This is a genomic window from candidate division KSB1 bacterium (assembly GCA_034506395.1).
Classification (GTDB): Bacteria; Zhuqueibacterota; Zhuqueibacteria; order Thermofontimicrobiales; family Thermofontimicrobiaceae; genus Thermofontimicrobium.
The window spans coordinates 1-22,481 of sequence record JAPDPQ010000030.1 but is presented as its reverse complement, the minus strand read 5'-3'; the positions used below and the strand labels follow the sequence as shown (position 1 = coordinate 22,481).

Annotated in this window: 17 protein-coding genes; 2 read left to right on the top strand and 15 right to left on the bottom strand. The window is 44.6% G+C overall.

Going from position 1 to position 22,481, the window contains the following annotated elements; translation table 11 throughout:
* Positions 1-78: 78 nt before the first annotated feature.
* From ONB37_16040 to ONB37_15995, 10 genes are all read right to left on the bottom strand, one after another.
* Positions 79-1,641: a T9SS type A sorting domain-containing protein gene (locus tag ONB37_16040; GenBank protein MDZ7401668.1), complete on the bottom strand. Its 1,563-nt coding sequence runs from the start codon at positions 1,639-1,641 to the stop codon at positions 79-81.
* Positions 1,642-1,799: 158 nt separating this feature from the next.
* Entirely contained in the window at positions 1,800-2,033 is a 234-nt protein-coding gene (locus ONB37_16035; GenBank protein MDZ7401667.1) for a hypothetical protein, read from the bottom strand.
* Positions 2,034-2,301: 268 nt separating this feature from the next.
* Entirely contained in the window at positions 2,302-2,568 is a 267-nt protein-coding gene (locus ONB37_16030; GenBank protein MDZ7401666.1) for a hypothetical protein, read from the bottom strand.
* A gap of 254 nt (positions 2,569-2,822) precedes the next feature.
* A complete protein-coding gene (locus tag ONB37_16025; protein ID MDZ7401665.1) occupies positions 2,823-3,749 on the bottom strand; it encodes a ribokinase in 927 nt (308 codons plus the stop codon).
* A 73-nt stretch (positions 3,750-3,822) separates the two neighbouring features.
* The gene (locus ONB37_16020; protein ID MDZ7401664.1) at positions 3,823-4,836 is read right to left on the bottom strand and encodes a hypothetical protein; all 1,014 of its coding nucleotides are present in this window, start codon (positions 4,834-4,836) and stop codon (positions 3,823-3,825) included.
* Between the two features lie 8 nt (positions 4,837-4,844).
* The gene (locus tag ONB37_16015) at positions 4,845-5,852 is read right to left on the bottom strand and encodes a hypothetical protein (protein MDZ7401663.1); all 1,008 of its coding nucleotides are present in this window, start codon (positions 5,850-5,852) and stop codon (positions 4,845-4,847) included.
* A 79-nt stretch (positions 5,853-5,931) separates the two neighbouring features.
* Positions 5,932-7,464 carry a hypothetical protein gene (locus ONB37_16010; protein MDZ7401662.1) on the bottom strand — a complete coding sequence of 511 codons (1,533 nt, stop codon included), beginning with the start codon at positions 7,462-7,464 and terminating at the stop codon, positions 5,932-5,934.
* Positions 7,465-7,639: 175 nt separating this feature from the next.
* Positions 7,640-8,023 (bottom strand): hypothetical protein, encoded by a 384-nt coding sequence (locus tag ONB37_16005; GenBank protein MDZ7401661.1) that lies wholly within the window; start codon positions 8,021-8,023, stop codon positions 7,640-7,642.
* A 474-nt stretch (positions 8,024-8,497) separates the two neighbouring features.
* On the bottom strand, positions 8,498-8,842 hold the full coding sequence (locus tag ONB37_16000; protein MDZ7401660.1) for an integrase core domain-containing protein: 345 nt from the start codon (positions 8,840-8,842) through the stop codon (positions 8,498-8,500).
* 296 nt (positions 8,843-9,138) lie between these two features.
* A complete protein-coding gene (locus ONB37_15995) occupies positions 9,139-10,671 on the bottom strand; it encodes a T9SS type A sorting domain-containing protein (GenBank protein ID MDZ7401659.1) in 1,533 nt (510 codons plus the stop codon).
* Between the two features lie 578 nt (positions 10,672-11,249).
* Between ONB37_15995 and ONB37_15990 the strand changes: the two genes are divergently transcribed.
* Complete coding sequence (locus ONB37_15990) at positions 11,250-13,472, top strand: S9 family peptidase (GenBank protein MDZ7401658.1); 2,223 nt, start codon at positions 11,250-11,252, stop codon at positions 13,470-13,472.
* Between the two features lie 228 nt (positions 13,473-13,700).
* Positions 13,701-15,296 carry an alpha-amylase family glycosyl hydrolase gene (locus ONB37_15985; protein ID MDZ7401657.1) on the top strand — a complete coding sequence of 532 codons (1,596 nt, stop codon included), beginning with the start codon at positions 13,701-13,703 and terminating at the stop codon, positions 15,294-15,296.
* Positions 15,297-15,527: 231 nt separating this feature from the next.
* Here the strand turns inward: ONB37_15985 and ONB37_15980 are convergent, their stop codons facing one another.
* From ONB37_15980 to ONB37_15960, 5 genes are all read right to left on the bottom strand, one after another.
* Entirely contained in the window at positions 15,528-16,919 is a 1,392-nt protein-coding gene (locus ONB37_15980; GenBank protein MDZ7401656.1) for a class II fumarate hydratase, read from the bottom strand.
* Positions 16,920-17,264: 345 nt separating this feature from the next.
* The gene (locus ONB37_15975; GenBank protein MDZ7401655.1) at positions 17,265-18,239 is read right to left on the bottom strand and encodes an ABC transporter ATP-binding protein; all 975 of its coding nucleotides are present in this window, start codon (positions 18,237-18,239) and stop codon (positions 17,265-17,267) included.
* Between the two features lie 103 nt (positions 18,240-18,342).
* Positions 18,343-20,364 carry a hypothetical protein gene (locus tag ONB37_15970; GenBank protein MDZ7401654.1) on the bottom strand — a complete coding sequence of 674 codons (2,022 nt, stop codon included), beginning with the start codon at positions 20,362-20,364 and terminating at the stop codon, positions 18,343-18,345.
* Positions 20,365-21,234: 870 nt separating this feature from the next.
* Positions 21,235-21,426, bottom strand: a complete 192-nt coding sequence (locus tag ONB37_15965) for a hypothetical protein (GenBank protein MDZ7401653.1) — start codon at positions 21,424-21,426, stop codon at positions 21,235-21,237.
* A 180-nt stretch (positions 21,427-21,606) separates the two neighbouring features.
* A partial coding sequence (locus ONB37_15960; protein MDZ7401652.1) for a hypothetical protein occupies positions 21,607-22,481 on the bottom strand: 875 nt, incomplete at its 5' end.

Below are 22,481 nucleotides of genomic sequence, written 5' to 3'. Positions count from 1 at the left end.
TGTGCCAATTTCTCATTACTTGGACTCTAATTTTTGAAACACAACCTTCAATTTTTTAGGGTAGTAGTCGTTTTGTAATCATTTTATCAAAATCATTTTCTTGACCAGCACATAATCGTTTGCTTCAAGCCGATAGAAATAGACTCCAGTTGTCAACCCTTTAGCATCCCAGATGAATTTATGAATGCCTGCCGATTGTTTCTCTGAAACCAGCGTTACAACTTTTTGCCCAAACGGGTTGAAAATGCTCAGTTCCACTTGACTGCATATTGGCAACTGATAACTGATGACTGTGCTGGTATTGAATGGGTTGGGGTAGTTTTGCGCCAGATATATTTCATCGGGTAACAAGAGCATCGATTCGGCAACGCCTATCCAGGCACGAAAATCAACCACATAACTATCCACGCTGGAATCGCTTTCAATATCCTCGCGCCAGTTGCTGCCAAAAAGGACGCGTCCACCATCGCGGCTTACCGTGGCATGCGGTTCTGCCCAGTAAACGCTGTTGTCGCGATCCGGGGTAGTCGGTGAAAAGCGGCGGCTGTGATGATGGGCGACGCGCTGAACTTCGCCGCTTCCGTCTAGCTTCAACGCAAAGATTTCGTCTTCGAAGGGCAGCCAGGAAAGGCTGTCGTCAGTCAAGAGCGCCTCGCCATCGAACGTGCTGACGAAGCACCATTCGGAGCGAGCCTGGTTCTGGCAGGAGATATGGCAATCAAATTGCCAGGAAACCTCGAGCAATGAGGTTTCCTGACCATCAGCCAGTCGATATTTTTTGATAAAGTTGCTGTTGGTTTGATCGTCATAATAAGCCATCACCAGCACTTCATCGCCATTGGCGTCGATACCAAGATCGCTGTGTCCTGCACCTAATGGTTTTTGCCAGAGAAAATTGAAATTTCGATCATAAACCTCCACCCCCTCGAACCGACCTGTATTACTGGTCGCATAGTCCACCACCACATAATTCCCCAAAGGAGAAATCGAAACCCAGTCGAAATCAGTCAATGTCCCTGGTAGCCTGAGTTTCGCAACTATCTGATTGGCCACCAGATCATAGACTACAAGATCTTTGAAATAGGTTACCTGGACGTTTTCATCATAGACTTGACCGACAAACGCATAGTAGCGGCCATCGCGGGTTAAATTTCCTTCCCCACGGGTGTTAATGAATGTATATTCGGGAAAGGAACAGAGCAGCCTGAGACTACCCGATTCCACATGATAGGCAAAAAGCGCATTATCTTGTGCTAAGATAATTATGGCTGGATCAATCGGATACCAGAACACATCTTCGCCCCAAACGGCATGGAGCACCTGGATGAATCGATAGGTAGCGCCATCGTAGAGGAGCGCAAGACCATCGCTGGTGAATAGCAGTAAGCGGGATTCATCGGCATTCCAGGCCTGGCGTTTCGAGTATTGGGGCACAACGCCAGCGTAACCCGATGCCCGAGCATCGGTGATCCGAATCAGCGTTGTTCCGAAGCGCGGATCGGTCATGGGCAAATTGACCGTCGGTTTAGGAACGTTCGGTTGCGCCACAGCCTGGTGATGCGTCATCCATTGGGCGTAGCTCATCGAGTTCCAGAAAAGCGCGATCAATAGGAACAAAGTTCGTGAAAAAAGTTTGTTCATTTGATAAGCTCCATGGTTTTAGTTTGGGTAAACATAGGTGTCATTAAGCAGTAAAAATAAATTCCACTGGGCAAGTCTTTCGCATCGAATCGTAGTGAATGGTAGCTGGCACCTGATCTACCTTTTGCCAACACCGCTACCTCTCTTCCTAGAACATTTTACACTCTCAGGGTCACCTGCGAACCCTGGGGTAGTTTAAAACGAATCGTTGTAGCTGGGTTAAATGGATTGGGAAAATTTTGATCGAGCTTAAAATTCATCGGCGGCTCATTGGAGGTATAACTGACATGAGTAGCAGGATTGCCCAACATGACCGGTGTATTGCTCAGAGGCTCGGCCTGGATAGGTGCTAAAATCGACTCATGGAAAATAGGCGAACCATCCGAATTCAATTCGGTAACAAAATCTTCGATCTTCAGCGTTGAACCAACGGCAGTAAGCAGTAAGTAGAGAGCTCAGATCGACATTCACAAGAGAAGAAGTATTGCGCAGCCAGGCGATGCATTTTCTTTGATTGCCGATCGTAAACTCATACAGCTTAATGCTATCCCGGCTCAAATCCTTCACCGCGGTAAAGTCCCTGAATTTCTCCCGCAAGAGTTAAAAACTGTAGAAGGAGGGCTTTTTCTGTCCATCCAGTTTGACCAGCGCCATGTTGCATCAGGGACCATTCCAGTAGCCATTTTCCGCACCTTCTCTGACGCCCCAGTTGAACCGTTCGATGCCATTGGCCGCGCCCATGACATGCATCTTGACTACAAATTCGGCATTTTCTTGATCCGTATAACAGCCAAAAGCACTATCGCCATGGGCGGATCGCCGTCCCTGCCTGAGCTTGAATGGGCCGCCTCCCTCGATGTTCCAGATGGGCACATCAATATCATACTTTTCCAGCAGCGACTTCATCCACCGGATCTTACCTTCCATGAAGGATCGGACATTTCGTGCTTCATTCCTTTTGCAAGCACCGGTAGCCAACGCTTAAGATAAGCCTCATCACCTGTGGTTTGCCAGTGAGTGTAAACTTCTTCCACCAGAAGGCATTCAACGTCGGTCTCAATGGGCATTATGAAAATAAATTCTGATTATCGACATCAACAAAATAAAATAGTCGGTAAAATGCAATTGCCCCACATTTTGGTCTTTATGCGACTTACAGTGGTCATGTAGAAGGCTTTTATTTAATGCATATTATTCAGAAATCGTTCAATTTCCTTTCGGGATGGAAATGATGGTATAGTATCTGCCTTGGTGCAGGACAGTGCTCCGGCTGCGTTTCCAAAGCGCATGGCCTCTTTTTCGCTTAGCCCTTCAGCAATTGCGACCGCAAAAGCAGCATTAAAAGCATCTCCTGCACCAGTAGAATCTACAACCTGAGGAATATGAAAAGCAGGAATCATGATTTCTTCATTCCGGTTCAGCAATAGGCTACCCTTTTCGCCAAGAGTAATAATCACGTTCCTGCATCCAAGAGCGAGAAGTTTCCTACCAACTTCATAGTCACTGCACGGGTCATCAGGAGCCAGACCTGCACAGATCCGTGCCTCTGTTTCATTTGGAGTGAGGAAGTCAATACAGGAAAGATCCATTCCAGTCAGGTTTCTGGCAGGTGCCGGATTTAAAACAACAACCGAGTTATTAATTCTGGCTGTTTTTGCAGCATAGATGGCTGTTTCCAGAGGAATTTCGAGCTGTATAACAGTAACACTCTCCAGCGTAAAAAGATGAGATGCACGGTCAATATCCCTGCTGTTAAAATCGTTCAGGGCTGCAATATCAATGGTAATAATATTATGACCTCCAGCACAGATTATAAACCCGGTAGCTGTCGGCAGGCTTTCGTGAACAAAAACATATTCATGGTTCACTCCCTCCTTTTTACAGAGGTTCAAAAAATCATGTCCGAATGAGTCATTTCCGATTTTCCCGACAAAAAAAACATCGGCTCCCAGACGTGCAGCCTGCACTGCCTGATTTGAACCTTTCCCGCCGAATGTCTGCCTAAAATTCCTGCCCATGAGGGTTTCACCCTTTACAGGGAAACGGTCGGTTTCCATGACCAGGGCGACAATGTAACTTCCTACCACAACTATTTTTTTTCTATTCATCTGAGCACCAACTGATGGTTAGAATCTGCAATCATTTTTTTATTCTTCAATCCTGAGGTTATTGGTAAATATTTCAAGCTTTTGCCGCATCACACATGGCCTTTATATTTTCAAATGGAACATCAGGCAAAAGAGCTTCATGGCTTGGCCCGATAATAATGTTATTGCCAAGCAGCTTTTTGACTCTGATTACTTCGTCATAAACTTGCTGCGGTGTTCCGTGAGGAAGAATATCCTGAGTATCAATTCCGCCGATAAAGGCTATTCTGCCTTTAAAATTTGCAGCAAGATAATCTGCATCCATGTTGGCAGCTTTTGCCTGAATCGGATGAATCGCATCCACTCCTGCTGCTATAAGTTTGTCAATAATCCTGTAGATCGACCCGCAACTGTGAAGCACAACCTGCAGACCAAAGCGGTGCGCCTGGTCAGCAAACTTTTTTATCCATGGCAAAAAGAATGCTTCAAATTGTTCAGGAGCCATCAACAGATCGTTTTGTCCGCCAAAATCGTTTCCAAAAAACAGAGCATCGATTGCACCTTTGCTTTTTGCATAAAACAATTCGTTAGCTTCCAGGTAAAAATTGCAAACATGTTCCAGCGCACGATTTACCAGTTCGGGCTGAACCAGCATTTTTATTAACAGTTCTTCGATTCCGAAAAGGTAGGTCAGGTCGTGGAAAAAAGGTGCCCAAAAGCCCGACAGGCGATACACATCTCCGACCGCCTCCAGTTTCTTTAGTGTTTCATCAAAATTCAAATACTGAACCTCTGGCCATATCAGGGCATCCACATCTTTCGTTGTTTCGGCACCAGTAAGCAACCCCCCTGCCATGGCATGCGGATTAACATCTTTCCAGTATCGCATGGCAATTCCCGAAGGATGCTGATAAGTTGATTTAACATATTGGGGCGTTATCCACCGCACATCATCATCAAAAAAAAGATGTAAAGCCTCTTCACCCTTTGTGCCTGTTGCCCGATTAAGCATGTCAACGGTTTCCTGTTTGGGACTCCCGATCCATAATCCGCACCGTTCAACTGGCTTACCGGCAATTAGCTTCTTAATTAAAACTCTCTTACTCATTTCCCGTTTTATAAAAGGTTGCTGACTCCGAAAAGAATCATGGCGATGACCAGGACTATAAGTCCGATATTAAGTCTCACTTTGGCCTTAACAGGGCTGCCTCGCCATTCACCACGCCATATTCCCCACAAGTTACCGACAACTATAGAAAGCGAAATGAATAATGGCCATCCTACGATATTTCCCAGCCTGCCCAGACTGTAGGAACCATAGCCATAGAGGTAAAAACTGCCGATCCACAAAACCGACATCAGTAAACCAAGTCCGATATTCCTGATATTAAATGCTGAAATCATCATGCCAAGGGTCCTGTTCTTGATCATCAGAAATACGGTGTAAACAAGATTGGGAACAAACCCTATGGAAAAAAAGATCGCCCACACAGCATTTCCTGCCATAGCTGGAAATGTTCCTGCATCAATTGCGGACTGTGCAATGGTTGAACCGAACGCAAACCCGATATTAGGGAGGCTGCTCAATAATCCGGCTGCAACGGCGATTATTATACCGCCGGTCAGACGTTCATTTTTTCTTTTTTCGGCTGCACTCCCTTCTTTCAGGTTAGCTGCCTTTGAACATAAAATGATACCTATAACGGCGGTAATGACTCCGATAATCAGCATCAGACTGGAAGGTTTCAGTATATCGCCTGAACGCAGTATAAACAGGGGAAGCAGCGCTCCCATGCTGGCAACCAGGCCCATGATGATGGGGTATCCCAGTGCCATACCCAGTTTATCCATGCCAATACCGAACAATACAGCTCCCATACCCCACCCCAATCCGAAAAGGGCAAGCAGAAATAAATCTTTGAATGGAGCTGTAGCATAAACGCGGGATAATTCATGGATAAAAATCCCGGCCATAATAAGATTCAGTACAATCATTCCAAAGAATGAAAATACCAGCCAGGTGTTTTCCCATTTCCATTGTTTTACCAATGTCATGGGCAGGATGAAAGATCCCTGAAAAATTCCAGCAAGAAATATAATCAGAATGGATAGAAGTTGTTCCATATTTATTGGCCCTATATTCTGTCAGTGATTAGTTGGGATTTTTGTCAATGTATAATAGCTACTTTCATGGCAATTTCTTTTATTCCCTTGTCGGAATGATATTGATACTGCCGACCTTATATCTGTTATTGCCGTCATTTCCTTCAATTGCCAGTTGAATATCCGCTTTTTCCTGCTCATCAACCAGCGCAATTAATACATTATATCTGCCAGGCTTAAGGGATTTATATTCTGTCGGAAATGAACCGATAATCGAGTAAGTTTCTCCCTGAACCAGTTGAGTAATATTAAATCCTTTATAAAGAAATGTACAGGCATCTTTGCCAGTATCATCAGTAAAAAATATTTTAAGCAATCTCCGCTCATATAATCTTCCCACATTTCTGTTTACCCAACTGGTTTTTATAATAAAAATGTGTTTTTCTTCAAGCTCCTCCGGATAAGAAATTAAGACAGGAACTATACGGTATCCCAAACCGCCGCTTTTCAGTCCTTTTTCCAGTACCTTCCTGTCTCTTTGCATCGCAAGTTTGTAGCTTTCAGCAGCCATATAATAATGAGTAAAATTAGCATGCCAGTCAAGTGCCAGTTCAAGGTTTTCCTCCAGTGTTCCTTTTGTTCTCAGATTGACCATGTCGCGGTAATTCCAATTTCCCTCTGCAATAATCGGATTTGTTTTCCAATAGGTTTCCATTATGTCTCTTTCATAATCCTGGCGTCCAATATGGTCTATAAAACCTGTCCAGATTAATCCGAAATTATCTTTCTTCCCCAGCACATTTTCAAGGCCTTTTCTATAAAGATGGTCATCATTGAAACTAAGCTCATTCTTATCCCAGTCGCCTCCTCCGAACTGCATGAGACGAATGTGTCTAAAAACCCCCTGGTACAACCTGATAATATCGTAAAGCAGGTCATGTTTCTCCTGTAACGAGGGAAACTTGTATCTTGAATACCATGTTGCATTATCTGCCCAGCTTCCATAACCCTGGGTCTGCAGATAAATAATTGGTGTACCTGGTTTGTCATATCGGCGGGCAAAGTCTTTCAGAAGATTTTCGAGGGCAGGAAGAAATATTTTTCTGAACGACGGGTCGTTATAATCGGGATGGCGATGAATGACCCCTGCTTCTCCTTTATAAGTAACATACTTAAGCCCTTTCTCATAGATCCATTCGGGATGCACAGGTGCGCCTTCTACTCCATTCCATCCGGGATTGTCGGTAAGCCAGAATCTGACTACAAACTGCTTGTTCCGCTGAGACCAGTAAGTAATGACAGAGTCAAAACTTTCCCAGTGATATTCCCCTTCCCTGGGTTCCAGCCTCCTCCAGTCCCAGTCAACAATTATCCAACTGAATAGAGGGGCATCATCCCCGAATCCTGTTGTATTTTCCGCAACAGAATAGTCTCTTTCCGAGTCTCCGCTGCCATGAGGTCCGCCGAAGTCATGTGAGCCGGCCCATAATCCCCAGCCCATAAAAGGATTTGCAATCGGATCATCGATTTCAACTGGATGAATGGTTTGGATTCCACTGGTTTTGTCACTTCTGATGCCAGCACAAGCAAACAATATCCAAACCGGAATTAAAAGACGGATAACATGTTTCATAATAAACCTAGTTATGGTTAATAAACTTTAATGTTTCTTCAAATTGACTCTGTCATATATTAAATGATTTATTCCGAAAACTGGACTCCATCTCATGCACAAACTTTTTAATTCTTACCATTTTTGAAGCCATGTAAATCCTGCCCAGGAAAATATCAATCATTCGCTTCATTTCTCAGGTCATATTCCAGAACCTGACACCGCTTCTTATTATCAGCATTTTGTAATGCAAGATATCTTTCGTGTGATTTATTTCTCCAGGTACTGCCAGTTGTGTTTTATAGCCGCTGAACCTAAATTCCACTTTAACTTGCTTAGCGATAGTTTTTTTATTGATATCCAAGGGAGTTGCCGTAGTTAAAGCCTCCACCTCTTCAGGTCTGATTTCGGAGATAGTTTTGGATGGAAGCCCATGGGAATAAATGATGAGAAAATCAGATGATTCTAATTTCTCTAAAGGGTTACCGTTATTTACAAAACTTTGATTTGCAATGAAAAGAGAAGCAACGATCAAAGCTGGCAGCGGAAAGAATATTGAAGGAATGCTTGCTTTTTTCATACGTTCAGGTTATCGGGTTAGACTGGTATTAAATGGAATTGCAAAAACAGGCAATAAGAATATCTCCAAATGAAAGTTCTTGTCCCCCAGTTTTTTAATGATTCTTCTATAGCTTCAACTATCCGTATATCCTTAAGTCCCTCCTGGCCTGTCACACGCATGGGAAGATCGTTTTCTATTCGCCATGCCGTTTCAACCAACTGTCTGACCTGTTGAAATATATTTGATTGATTAAATGGTCCATGACTGCTATTTCGCTTTAAGCCCCTGTACGAACTGAAAGAATGTAATTCATACCCGCCTCTTCAGAACTCCCTAATGTGTGGGCAGAAATAGAGGAAAAATAAGTTAAAAGTTTAGAACGAATCATTCATCCCGTAATGCGCGATATTATGGGCTTGGCCTCAATTTAGCAATTTTATCCCAATCTGTCAAGCAATTTTTATATATTTTATAATGAATGGCGCTTGGGACCTAATAACCTAATGATTGATGGGCGCGCTCATTATGGTAAAAATTAAAATAATCATCTAATCCATGATCGAGTTCTTCGCCAGCTTCTGGAGCTTTGAAATAGACGTATTGATATTTGAGGCTTCGCCATAACCGTTTATTGAGAACGTTGTCAATGGCTCGGCCTTTGCTACCCATACTGATTTTAATTCGGTTCGCAGTCACGTGACTGTTATGGCTGTCACAGGCAAATTGCCTGCCTTGATCCGTGTTAACAATTTCGGGACAACCGCATTCCAAGGCTTCGTCCAATAGATCCACATAAAAAGTGGAGTCAAGACTAATGGAAAGCTGCCAGGACAACACCTAACGAATGTACCAGTCCGCAATGACCACTAAATATCAAAAGCCTGATTTCATGGGAAAATAGGTTGTATCGCTGCTCGAACTTGATTGATGTCAGTAATTGATTGCTAGTCTATTAAATATGAATATATTTTATGACCGTGCTGTGGTTTATTCATATTAGGCTTATGACGAATCGCTTTCACCCCTATTAACCGCAGCAAGCGTTTGATGCGCTTGATATTAACCGAATAACCCTGATGGGTAATATAGGCCTGCATTCGCTGGACAAGCCGCTCGCAATAACTATATTAAATCTATTTCATCAGCAGTAACTTTCTCGTCTTTACCGACTCTCCGTATTGCAATTTGTAAAAATACACACCGCTTGCCAGATCTGTTGCATTAAAGTCGACCGCATGTTCGCCAGGATTCAATTCTCCGCTCACTAACGTTGCCACTTCTCTGCCAACAACATCAAAGGCCTTCAATGTGACATAGTTACGCTGAGGAAGCGAGAAGCGAATCGTTGTGGTGAGATTGAACGGATTGGGATAGTTTTGATATAAATCGAACAAGGCGGGTGGTTGAGAGGAAACGTCTCTGAAACCCGTTATCATTCCCCTCGGATCGATCTTGATGACATAGAAATCAGCGTTCCCGATCGATAGACTGTAAAGTGGGTTCGAATTGGCATCCCGCCAGCCTGCCAAAATGATTCCCCCATCCGAAGTGGGAATAATTGAATGAGGAGCGTCATTCGATGGACCTCCCCACCAGCGTGTCCACAAAGTATCACCAGCAGCATTTAATTTTAATAACCACCAGTTATCAAAGTCCATATCAGGTGACTGAAAGGTTTGTGAGTAAGCAGCCAAATAATAACAGCCGTCATTGCTCTGAATAATACTATGCCCGCCGTCATACCTCCGATAAGCTCCAATGGTTTTGGCCCATATTATATCCGCATTGGAATCCAATTTCACAAGCCAAATATCCTCGCTTGGGAATTTATCATTCCTACTGGTCGCACCAGTAATGATTGCGCCACCGTCGGCAGTGGGATAAGTGTCCGAGAACTTATTCTTCGGACCTTCAGCGAAATTAATCGATTTCAGTGTATTGCCAACCGAGTCTATTACAAAATAGGTCGCAAATCCTTGTTGGAACATTCCCCCACAATCATCAGTACAGCTCACCGCAGCGATCAAAAATTGGTTGTTTCTGAATGGAATAATTCCCGTCGCCATATCAGCAGCTCCCAGGTCATAAGTTCTCGTCCACAATGTATCGCCTTGAGAGTTTAACTTCAGCAGCCAGATATCTTTTCCCCCATTTTGAGTACCAAAGGATTCTGTGTCACCAATAATCATATAGCTCCCATCATGATTTTGAATGATCTTATGGCCATTATCTTCTGCTTTGCCTCCTATCAATTTTTCAGTAAGTACCTCACCATTGGTATTGATCTTCAGAAACCATACCTGCTTGCCATAACGAAAGGTATATCGGTTTCCTGTCAAGACAAGTTCATTCTGATTATTTAGAATAATACAGGTAAGGAAATCCGTGCCAGCTCCTATTCCCTGGCTCCCAATTTGCTTTGTCCAAACTAGCTCACCAGAGGAATCGATGTTGATGATCCAACCATCCAAATCCCATATGGATTTTCCTAAAGTATAACCACAAATCACAAAGTGATTATCCGCCGTTTCTACAATGTCCCATGCGAGTTCAGCGCGGTTTGGTTGGCCATATTGGCGTTCCCAAGTTAAGATTTGAGCAGATGCCATGCTCAGATTAAAAGAGATAAGAATAATAAGCACGGAAAAAACGGACCAACCCTTCATTTCAGTACCTCCATTTTTAATTATCGAGAAATTACTATTTTCTTGACTTGTTGCGATCTGGTATTCTTGAGCCAATCACCGGTATGATTTGCTTTGATAAATATTAGAATGCTGGCATGTCGTAAGTGAAACCAATCTTCTTGAGGCTTGACTCACAGGGTTAATGGCTATTTAGGGCTTGATTATTAATCGCATCAAGATTCGTCATCTATTTTTGAAATTCTTAATCCTATCTAATTTGACCTTCTTGAATATCAAAGATCGGACGAGGAAATCTATTCATTTTAGGACTTGTTTCAATAAAAAGCAATAATGATTGTTGTTTAATTTAAAAAAACTTTTTATATTTTCAAGTGTTTTTCTTTGATCATCCAATTGCGCAGCATTCAACACCATGATAAGAAAAATAAACCGAGGCAAATTATAAAACCATGTTTTACTTTTGCAACGGCACGCGTCTTTTTGCTTTCAATTGATCAGAATGAACAAGACTTCTGCATTAGCTGGAGTGATAGTCATATATTCTCAATTTGTACACTTTGTTTTAGGTTAAATTATATTCTTAAAGGGAAAATCAAATGCAAAATCTTCACATCAAATCCGCTGTTAAAGCAACGCTGCTTTTTTCTCTTCTTATCTCTTATTCTATTTTTTGTCAAGAATCGGACCGATTAACCGTGGAATGGATCTATGGCCCAGAGCGCCGACAGGTTACTGCGCTGCCATCTTTTACCTGGCTGAGCGATGAAACGCTGGTGTTACTGGATAATTCCCAACCAGAGTCATTGCGAACATTCGAGCGCTTTTATCCCAAATCGGGCCAACGAATTCCCATGCTTGATCGCGAACGAGCGCTGGAAAGCCTGAGAACACTCCTTGGGGAAGATGCACCAAAATCCGTGCGTTTCCCCGATGAATTTGACGCCATTGGGAGACAAGCGCTTTATGTCATCAATGGTGATATCTTTTTGCTCGATCTTAAGAGCGCTCAATTTGAACAGATCACGAAAACTGCGACTGAAGAAAAATCGGTGCATTTTTCCCCCGATGGAGCGATGCTGGCGTTTGTGCGAGACAACGATTTATTTGTTTATGATCTCAAAAACAAGAGTGAAAAGCGCCTGACCAACGATGGTTCTGAAACCTTGCTGAACGGAACGCTCTCCTGGGTCTATTGGGAGGAAATTTTCGGCCGGCAAGATATTGGTTACTGGTGGTCTGATGATTCAAAAGCCATTGCTTATCTCCAAACAGATGAATCCCCGGTCAGCGTCGTTCATTTCGTCGATTTTAAACCTAATGTTCCATCACTATTGAAACAGCGCTATCCCAAAGCTGGGGGCAAAAATCCTGTTGTCCGCGTGGGAGTGATCGAAATCGATGCGCCAAAAACAACCCGGGTGGACCTGGCTGATAGCTGCTATGAATATATTATTCGCATAAAATGGCTGCCAGATAACAAAAGATTTAGCCTGCAAACCATGAATCGGGACCAGACCAAGCTGGATCTCTATTTTGTCGATCGCTATACTGGCAAAGCCGCTCATATTTTAACCGAAACAGATCCAGGATGGGTCAATATTCACAACGATCTCTATTTTTTGAAAACCAGTCCGCATTTCATTTGGGCCTCTGAGCGAGATGGCTATGATCACTTATATCGTTTCTCAATGGACGGCAAACTGATAAACCAGATAACCAAAGGAGATTGGTCGGTCCATGCATCTTCTGGAATTTATTGGGTAGGCCAGGCTGTCGTTGCGATCGATGAAAAACATGAAACCGTCTATTTCACCGCAATGGAAAAATCTCCCATCGAGCGACATCTGTATCGTATCAAATTCGACGGATCTAGAATGCAGCGATTGACTCAGGAGGATGGGGTGCATGTAATTTCCTTTAGCCCAGGCCAAAAGTTTTATCTGGATCAACATTCCAGCGTCTCGCAACTTCCCACACTAAAGCTTTACAAAAGCACTGGCAAATTGGTTAAAGAGCTAGGTCATTCAAAACCAGAGATGATCGCAAAATTTCAGATTCAAACCCCTGAGCTGTTCACTATTCCCGCTAAAGACGGCTTTCCTCTGCCAGCTTGGCTGCTGAAACCCAGTGATTTTGATCCTAACAAAAAATATCCGATTATCCTCGAAGTATATGGCGGTCCATCTGCTCCAACCGTGGTCAATTCTTGGAGCAGTTCGATCTATTACGACCAGATCTTGGTGGATCATGGTTTTTTGGTCGCCAAAGTGGACAATCGCAGCGCCACTGGGATCAGTAAGAAGCTGGAGAACACGATTCTCTATAATGCTTCGGGCGAGGGAGAATTGAATGATCTGATCGATGCGGTAAAATGGTTCAAAAGCCAATCGTGGATCGATCCCGAACGCGTGGGCATTTGGGGCTGGAGTGGCGGCGGAAGTTTTACTTTGAACGCTATGACCCATTCGAAAGAATTTAAAGCTGGTATCGCGGTCGCGGCTGTTACGGATTGGCACTACTATGACAGTAAATGGGCCGAAGCAACAATGAAACGGCCTGAAGACAATCCTGAGGGCTATGAGAGAACTTCTTTCGTAAAAAGCGCCAAAGATCTCTCTGGCCGACTGCTATTGGTTCATGGTACCTATGATGATAACGTTCATATTCAGAACGCCTGGGCATTTGCTGATGAACTGATCAAAGCCGGCAAGATGTTCGATATGATGATCTACCCCATGCGACAGCACGGTATCTCCGATCGGCCAGCAAGGATCCATTTGTACAAAACCATGCTGGAATTCTGGCTGAAAAATTTGTGATGACGGTTCTCTTTCAAAGCTTCATTTGCAAAATTGTGCGAAAATCTCTGCCAAAAAATATGATATTTTCGGTTGGATCGTTCAGACGAACGCGTGGTTGTTTTTTTTCAGTCGATATATGATGATGCTTTTGGGACACCGATTTAAATTTTTTCTGAACGAACATTCGTCGTTTGAGACAATTTAATTCCGTTAAATGACACATCTATAAATAAAGGTAACGATCTAATGATAAAACAGGATGCAATTGAATGGCTCAATCAAGCGATTTTCTATCAAATTTATCCTCAGAGCTTTTATGATTCCAATGCGGACGGGATTGGCGATTTGGAAGGAATCATCGAAAAACTGGATTATCTCGACTGGCTGGGAGTGAATGCTCTCTGGCTCAATCCGTGTTTTGTATCTCCCTTCCAGGATGCGGGTTACGATGTTGCCGATTATTATCAGATAGCGCCGCGCTACGGGACCAATCAGGATTTAAAACGGTTGTTGGACGAGGCCCATCGTCGGGGGATTCGGGTCTGCCTCGATCTTGTTCCAGGACATACTTCCATCGAGCATCCTTGGTTCAAGGCCTCATGTCGTCATGAGCGAAACGAATATTCAGATCGGTACATCTGGACCGACTCCACCTGGGATCGCGTTGAGGACAAAATGAAATTTATCCTTGGATATGCGGAGCGCGACGGCGCTTATGCGGCCAATTTCTTCTATTGTCAACCCGCGCTAAATTATGGCTATGCCCACCCAGATCCGAAGCAGCCATGGCAGCAGCCAGTGACTGCGCCTGGTCCACAGGCCACCAGAAAAGAGCTATACAAGATCATGGCATATTGGCTGGATCTTGGCGCCGATGGCTTTCGGGTTGACATGGCAGAATCATTAATTAAAAACGATCCTGATAAAACTGAAATCACCAAGCTTTGGCGCGAAGTTCGTCACTGGATGGATCAAAATTATCCCCATGCTGCACTGATCGCCGAATGGGGTTATCCACGCTTGGCAATCGACGCTGGATTCCATGTGGATTTCATGTTCCATTTCAATGCGCCAGGCTATCCATCGCTTTTTTTCAATGAGTATGGATGTTTTAAGGGCAAAAATCCTTTTTTTGACGCCCGCGGACAGGGTAGCGTCACGGAGTTTCTTGGAGAATATCTCAAACATTGGGTCAATTGTCCCAATGGCTATATTTCTATTCCCAGCGCCAACCACGATTTCCAACGTCCTCGCGCCGGCAGGAGCGAGCAAGATCTCAAAGTGATCTTCACTTTCCTGTTGACCTTTCCTGGCGTGCCTTTTATTTATTATGGCGATGAAATTGGGATGCGCTACATCGAAGGATTGCCATCGAAAGAAGGGGGGTATGCTAGAACCGGTTCGCGAACGCCAATGCAATGGGACAATTCAATAAACGCAGGGTTCTCTAGTGCAGCGTCCAATCAGCTCTATTTACCCATTGACCCTGATCCCAATCGGCCAACTGTCGCAGACCAAAAAAAGCGACCCAATTCCCTGCTCCATCACGTCAAGCAATTGATTGCACTGCGCAAGCGATACACGGCGCTGCAAGGTAATGGAGGGTTGGAATTGGTCCATGCCAAGCCATTTCAATATCCGTTCGTTTATTTGCGAGGTACTGGGGATGAGCGCTTCTTAATAGCAATTCACCCTGCAGATCGTCCAATCGATTTGACCGTTCCACTGGAAAAACTCTCCCAGGCCGAATTGCTGATTGGGGATGCCTCTATCGATTTCTTAAGCAAAAATTCGATAAGGCTTCGAATGCAAGGTATTTCATCAGCGGTGTTTAAACTGTAAGGCGGCTGGGATACTATGAACTTAATATTTTAAAACAACCAGAAATCAAAATTGTGTCGCTATTTCGGTCTACACTCCTTGGGATCTTTCATTTCCTGATAGCATAGATGATTTTAAAAAGCTGAGGAAAGATACATTAGCTTTAAAAGTATTCAAGCGTTTCATGATTCCGCTATTCCATCATTTGAATTCAATCATTGCTCTGCCGCGCGATCGAACCAGGTTTATCCATTACTCCCCATAAGTTTGCCGCATGGGATCGAGCAAACGATTCAATTCATTTTCAGGGAGCAAACGCATCTCCAACGCGACCTGACGAATGGTCTTACCCGTCGCATAGGCCTGCTGGGCGATTTTGGCAGCAGCGTCGTAGCCGATCTTCGGGACCAAAGCTGTCACCATAGCCAGGCTGTTTTCAACCAGCGAAGCAGCGCGCTCGCGATTGGCCACAATCCCCCGAATGCATCGATCTACCAAATTCCGCGAGCCATGGCTCAACAATCGGATCGATTCCAACAGATGATAGGCCATCATTGGCATCATCACATTTAATTCGAAATTGCCATGTTGCCCACCGATGGTGATCGCAGTGTCGTTCCCGATAACTGATGCACAAATCATCATCATCGATTCTGGTATCACAGGGTTGACTTTACCGGGCATAATTGAACTGCCTGGTTGTAATGCTGGCAAAGTGATTTCTCCAATTCCGCAGCGCGGCCCAGAGCTAAGCCAGCGCAGATCATTGGCGATTTTCATCAGACTAACCGCCACTGTTTTTAATTGCCCGCTCACTTCAACAACCGCATCCCGCGAGGCCATTGCTTCAAATCGATTGACATTGTAACAAAACGCTATGCCAGTATAATACGAGATCTTTTTTATTGCTAATTCTGGGAATTTTTTATGGGTGTTCAACCCGGTACCAATGGCTGTTCCCCCCAATGCCAGCTCTCTCAGATTCATTTTGGCATTCATGATCCGCTGAATGCCATGAGCGATCTGCGATGCATAGCCGCTGAACTCTTGGCCCAAACGCATGGGCACCGCATCCTGCAAATGGGTGCGACCGATCTTTACTACATCATCGAATTCTCGAGCTTTTTGATCAAGCGCCTCTTGCAAATCTTGTAGCGCTGGCAGCAAATTTTTTTCGATACTCTCGAGTGCCGCAATATGAATGGCTGTCGGGATCACATCATTACTGGATTGCCCCATATTGACGTGATCATTGGGATGAACGGGATTTTTACTTCCAATTTTGCCGCCCAAAAGCTCAATGGCACGGTTGGCGATCACCTCATTGGCATTCATGTTGGTGGAGGTCCCTGATCCAGTCTGATAGACATCCACCACGAATTGATCATCGAACTTCCCATCTATTACTTCATTGGCTGCTGCGACAATTGCATTGCCGATCTTTCTATCTAATAATCCCAATCGCATATTCGCTTCAGCCGCCGCTCGCTTGATGATCCCAAGCGCCCGAATGAACTCGCGCGGCAAGCGATGGCCACTGATCGGAAAATTTTCATAAGCTCGTTGTGTTTGGGCACCATAATAAGCATTCAGCGGAACCTTTACTTCGCCCAGCGAATCCAGCTCGATTCGATACTCGTTCATCGATACTTCCTTTTATCTCATTGTTAGGAAAATTAGACTTATTCACTTTTGAGAAAGAATAATGTTCCTGGTTTTCTAATAATCAGTGATGAAAGATCAGTAACCAGTAATCAGTAATCAGTATTCAGTATTCAGTAAGCAGTGTTCAGTACTCAAAATTAGAAATGAAAAAGCTGGCACAAAGCCAGCTTGCTCAAATTTCTCTCAAGCTAAATGGGTCTGTATTTCTACCATTTCGTCATTCCGGTCCCCTAAAAATTGCTTTGATCACCAGCGGATCCCTCAGATTCCCTAATTGTGTGATTATAGAATACTCAATAATTACCCACTTGCCCCGATACCCATTTATTGGTTCAGCCAGCATCTTGAAAAATGTCCTGGGTTCACTTCTTTCAAATCCGGCTCAGACTGGTGGCAAATTTCCATCACGTATTGACAACGCGGCGAGAATTTGCACCCCTTGGGCAAATCGTAGAGGCTCGGCACGATACCAGGAATGGCATTCAGCCGTTGCTTGCGAGCAGTATCTATTTTGGGCAAGGAATTCAACAAACCCTGCGTATAGGGATTGAGGGGACGATCAAAAATTTCGGTGACTTCAGCTTGTTCCATCACTTTGCCGGCGTACATAACTACTACTTTCTGGGCCATCTCCGCAATGACGCCCAAATCGTGAGTGATCAACACTATCGCTGTGTTCAATTCCATCTTGAGTTTTAGCATCAAATCCAAGATCTGTGCTTGAATGGTGACGTCCAACGCCGTGGTCGGCTCGTCGGCGATCAACACCTTTGGATTGCAGGCGAGCGCCATGGCGATCATCGCCCGCTGTTTCATGCCACCGCTCAATTCATGAGGATATTCTTTCACTCTTCTTTCGGGTGAAGGAATTCCGACCAGTTTCAACATTTCCACCGCCTTTTCCATGGCAGCTTTTTTGCTCATTTTTTGATGCAGTTCGAGCACCTCAGCGATCTGATCCCCGATGGTAAAAACTGGATTGAGCGACGTCATCGGCTCCTGAAAAATCATTGAAATATCATTGCCGCGAATTTTTCGCATATCATCGAGGGATAGCGATAGCAAATTTGATCCTTGAAACCGAATCTCTCCGCCGACGATTTTGCCTGGCGGATCTGGAATTAGACGCAAGATCGACAAAGCTGTGACACTCTTCCCACAACCAGATTCCCCAACCAATCCAATCACTTCGCCAGCACCCACCTCCCAGCTCACATCATCCACCGCTTTCACCAATCCGTCCGAGGTATAAAAATAGGTTTTCAGATTTCTTATTTCAAGCAAGCAGCTATTCGGCATATTATCCAATCCTCATGATGCTATGGTTGATAGGGTTTCAGTATTGAGATTTTTAAAAAATTCACCGAAAACGGACTCAAAAAAGCATATCCAAAAATCATTCTTATGTGGTCATTGCCTCGATCCAAATATCGCTGCCATTGCACAAAAATTTAGCTTCGTTTTTTGAGATTTCGATCATTGGGCAATTCGATCGAAATCCTGCTTTGCCTTCATGCTTGGCTCGTTGGATTTTCAAATGCAATCGCTGATGTCCCAGCGGGAATTCTGCGTCGATATGATTGAGGCCAGGTAGCAGCCGTGGTCGGAGCCAAAACCAACTTAATTCAGGCCGGAGACCGATGATATGATGGACCAATAGCATGAGCATTTCAGCCCAGGTCCATGGGGTGATCCCCACCTGGGGAAATGGCGGCGCGAGTCTCGGCCCGTAAAACTCGAACCACGAACCAGAACGGCTGCCAGGCAAGGTATCGAGCCAATTCAGGATCCGCCAAACGCGATCATAATGCGCCATTTCCACATATGCACGAGCCATGAACAACGAGGCAAATGGCCAAGGCCCGGGGGAATCAGGCTCTGAACTCACATGATAACGGCCGTAGCCGCCGAGCTGCCATGACTGATTCCAGAGCGTCTCCAAATTGTTCATTGTTGCTTCAGATAGTGGCGAGCCTGGGTCAATGAAACCAAATGCAATCGGTAGGGCCGAACTGGTATCTGGATTCAGCCAATGGACCCCAGGACCAGCCAGCGGCACTTCGTTCGGCAATTGCGCTTCGGGCAAAGCCGTGATGGTCTCCTGAATCGTTCCATCTGCTTTCCGACGTTTGATCAATCCCCTGTGGTCTGATAATTTAAATCTGGCATCTGCGAGCATCGCCTGCTTGATCCGCTCAGCTTCCCGTGCCCAGCGCTCGGCGTCGGCATGCCGATGAATCAATCGGGCCAGATCAGCAGCCGCGGCTAATCCCATGGAAACCCAAAATTGATAGGCCAGTTCCATCCCCGTTTCGATGCCGTGAATCCGATGGCGCTCCCAATATTCCCGTTGGTTCATCAACAGCCCCGATGGTTCGTGTCGAAAATAATTCTGCAATGGGAATTCTATGGCAATTTTGATCCTGTCCCAGAGCTCGCGAACCAAATCCGTCTGCCCAGTCCATGCCACATATTGTTTCAACGCATAAATGAGAATTCCGTTCTGGTCCAATTCCACTTCATCCAAATGTCGTTTCTGGCTGGAATCCACTGTATCTCCCTGCTCAGTCACAAAATCGCTGAATAGCCGAGTCAACAAGTGACGAGCCAGATCATGATGTCCCGCCAGCATCAAACCGATCGCCATCATGGAATGATCGCGCACCCACTCGCCATTGTATTGCCAAATGCTGGCATCAACCACAGCACGACTGGAGATTGTGGTAGCTTGCTGTACTTTGGCCGATTGAAAATAGTGGTTTAATAATTCTGAGTTGCTATCAAATTGCGCCGTTCTTTCCCAATAGGACCTTGCTTCAGCACTAATTGGCCAATGATCGCCGAGCTTTACCCGAACAGCGCTTCCATTTTGTTCCAGCGTATAACTCATCCAAAGCTGACGGGTCTCATTGGGCTGCAATTTTGCTTCGAGTCCGATCTCTTGATCCAAGACCCCAGTTTTCAATGAAACATTCAGTTCATAGCCCGAGATATTTGTTACCCTGATTGCTCGAACAAGCACTGGGGTAAATTGATCTGGACAGTAAAAATGCTCGATCACTTGGAAATTTCTGCTCTTCCACTTCGCCTCGACCGCTGGTATACCAAAATCCAGATGCCAATTGGCCTGAAGCGATTGCGGATCGAGCCTTTCGTCATTACCTTCGGCTGCCAACTGAAGCATCGTTTGCTGCAATCCACTTGTTGGATGCATTGTCAGTGCCTGGCGCTTTTTGCCCAGCCGATCTGGATTCATGATCAATAGCCCCAAGCGCGTGCCCTCGCCCGCAGGAGCAAACTGAACGGCCGCTTGGATATGACCATTGCCTAGAAAAAAATAGTTCACTCGAGCCAATCTCGTTCGGACATCGACTGGTCCCTGTCGAGGATCATCGAAGTGAAAATGTTCTTGTGCATCAATCATTGCATTAATCCTTCCTAACAGAATCAATTTGCTCACGGTAATTAAATCTTGTTTAGCTCACTAACACTCCTATATCATAAACCACCGAACAAAAGAAGATAAGCTGAAATTAATAGAAAAGCCATAAGACTAAATAATCGTTTGTTCTGTAAGATTGAAAAATGCTTGTCGGATTCGCAGAAATTATTCCAAAGAAGCTTAAAACTGAATTAAGTTCCGTGCGAGATGTCAACTGCGATGAGATCATTCTTAGGAAATGGACAGATATTGGTTGGATCAAAGCTGGAAATCGTATCATTTGCATGTAATTATTTTTATCCCATATGCATCTTTTTGACAAATGGCCATTAACATCTTTAGTTATACGAAAAGCTATTTTTGCAATTTCAATTTATCACATCTGCGGATGTTTATGGGGCCCAACAAATTGGAGGTGACTTTTTCCTAGAAATTCTACTTATGGCGCATCGCCGATTTCATAGACTGAATTCTGAAAACAAGGTTTTGTGTTTTTGTCCCAAAAGTGCAGAAAATCATCACCGATTGTTTTCAGCAAATCAATAGCAATTCGAAAACTGATTTCCTTGACAAGAAAGAGTTCAATGACAAAAATTTTGTGCATATTTTGACAGCGCATCGATTTTTTGAAAGGAACACTTGGTTATCCAAAACCCTGCTTCGGATGTGATATAACGACCATTTTTGTGCGCTATCTCTTAACTTTTTCGGCCCCCTTATATAGCAAAATTAAACCAAAAAATCAACACATTTTTCTTGGTTGAGAGAGGCTAATATGCCGAATATTCCATCACTCCCAAACTTCACTACAACCAAATTTTTATCTTATACCAGCTCTGAAAAATACTTTCTTCAAATTTTCTTAAACTTCCCCACCGCCAAGATCCTCTCCCACACCCCATCCCCTTCATGCCCATCCCGAGGAGTATCTTTATAACGATAATCGGTTCTTTTGACAAATCCATGATCGCTGGAGAGATAAAACACATCGTCCTGTTTCAATTGGGAAAGGATGGAGAACAGGAATGCCTTCAATCGTTCCATGAATTCGGTTAGCAAATCGATGAGGTTGCCTTTGTCGGAGTGGAGTTTTTCTTCCAGGAAATTGATGATATAGAAATTCGGTTCTTCGTGCGGGGCTAAAAAGCGCTCTTTGAAGCGGGAAAGGTTGTAGTCACGCTCGATGCTTTTCAGGTAGGAGAATTGATGGGCGTCGAGGAATTGCTAAAAGGTTTCCGTGTCCGAGGGGCGCAGGGACAGGCAGAAAGTTTCTTCCACCAGGTGCAGTCCTGCGTGCTGGCAGAGCTGGTTTCGCAGGACAGCGTAAAAGTCCGCTCTCAAGCCGTCGATGATGATGAACCTGGCGGGCTCGGCTTCGATGATCTTGTTGATGTGCCAGGAGATCAGGTTGCGATCTTTATCCCAGGAGGGCAATTTTTCGGCAAATCTGTTTTCCAATTGCGTGAGCCGATCCCGAACCGTGGCGTCGAAAAAGTGGGAAAAGTCTGGGGGCAGGTAGTTGTGCTGCTCGTTCATCCGCACCAATTGCTGCACCAGCAGGTGGTGACTCATCTGATCTACTGCAAATGGCAGAAATTGGCTGAACGCTTCGGGCAGAAGGAACGGAGATTTGTTCATTGAATTCAAGCTTAGTACATTTTTCAGGAAGAACGTCTCCTCAGAAGGATCGTTCAGTTGCTCGGTCACTTCGGTTTCGTCAAAGGTGTTCAGTTCTTTATAGATGGCGGCGATTGCCCGCTGGCGAATTGCTGGGAAACGGGGCAGGCTGTTGTACAGGCGCACGACCGACTCCAGGGGCAGGTTGTCCAGCTTCAGCACTTCAAACAGGATGGCGCTATTTTTGGGCGAGAGCCAATCGGCTAAATCCTTCTCCTGCGGCAGGAGATCGATGATATTTTTGACTTTTTCATTATCCAACGATTCCTGTTGAAAGCTTGGGATATCAATCTGCATTGGTTCAAATGTCGCATGCAGGTAGCCGCAGACGATTTTTTCAATGGCGCTCTCCAGCTTTTCGCCTGGCAATAATTTGTTCAGCTCGTGGGTGACGATGGCTGGCAGTTCCAGTGCAGGGGAAG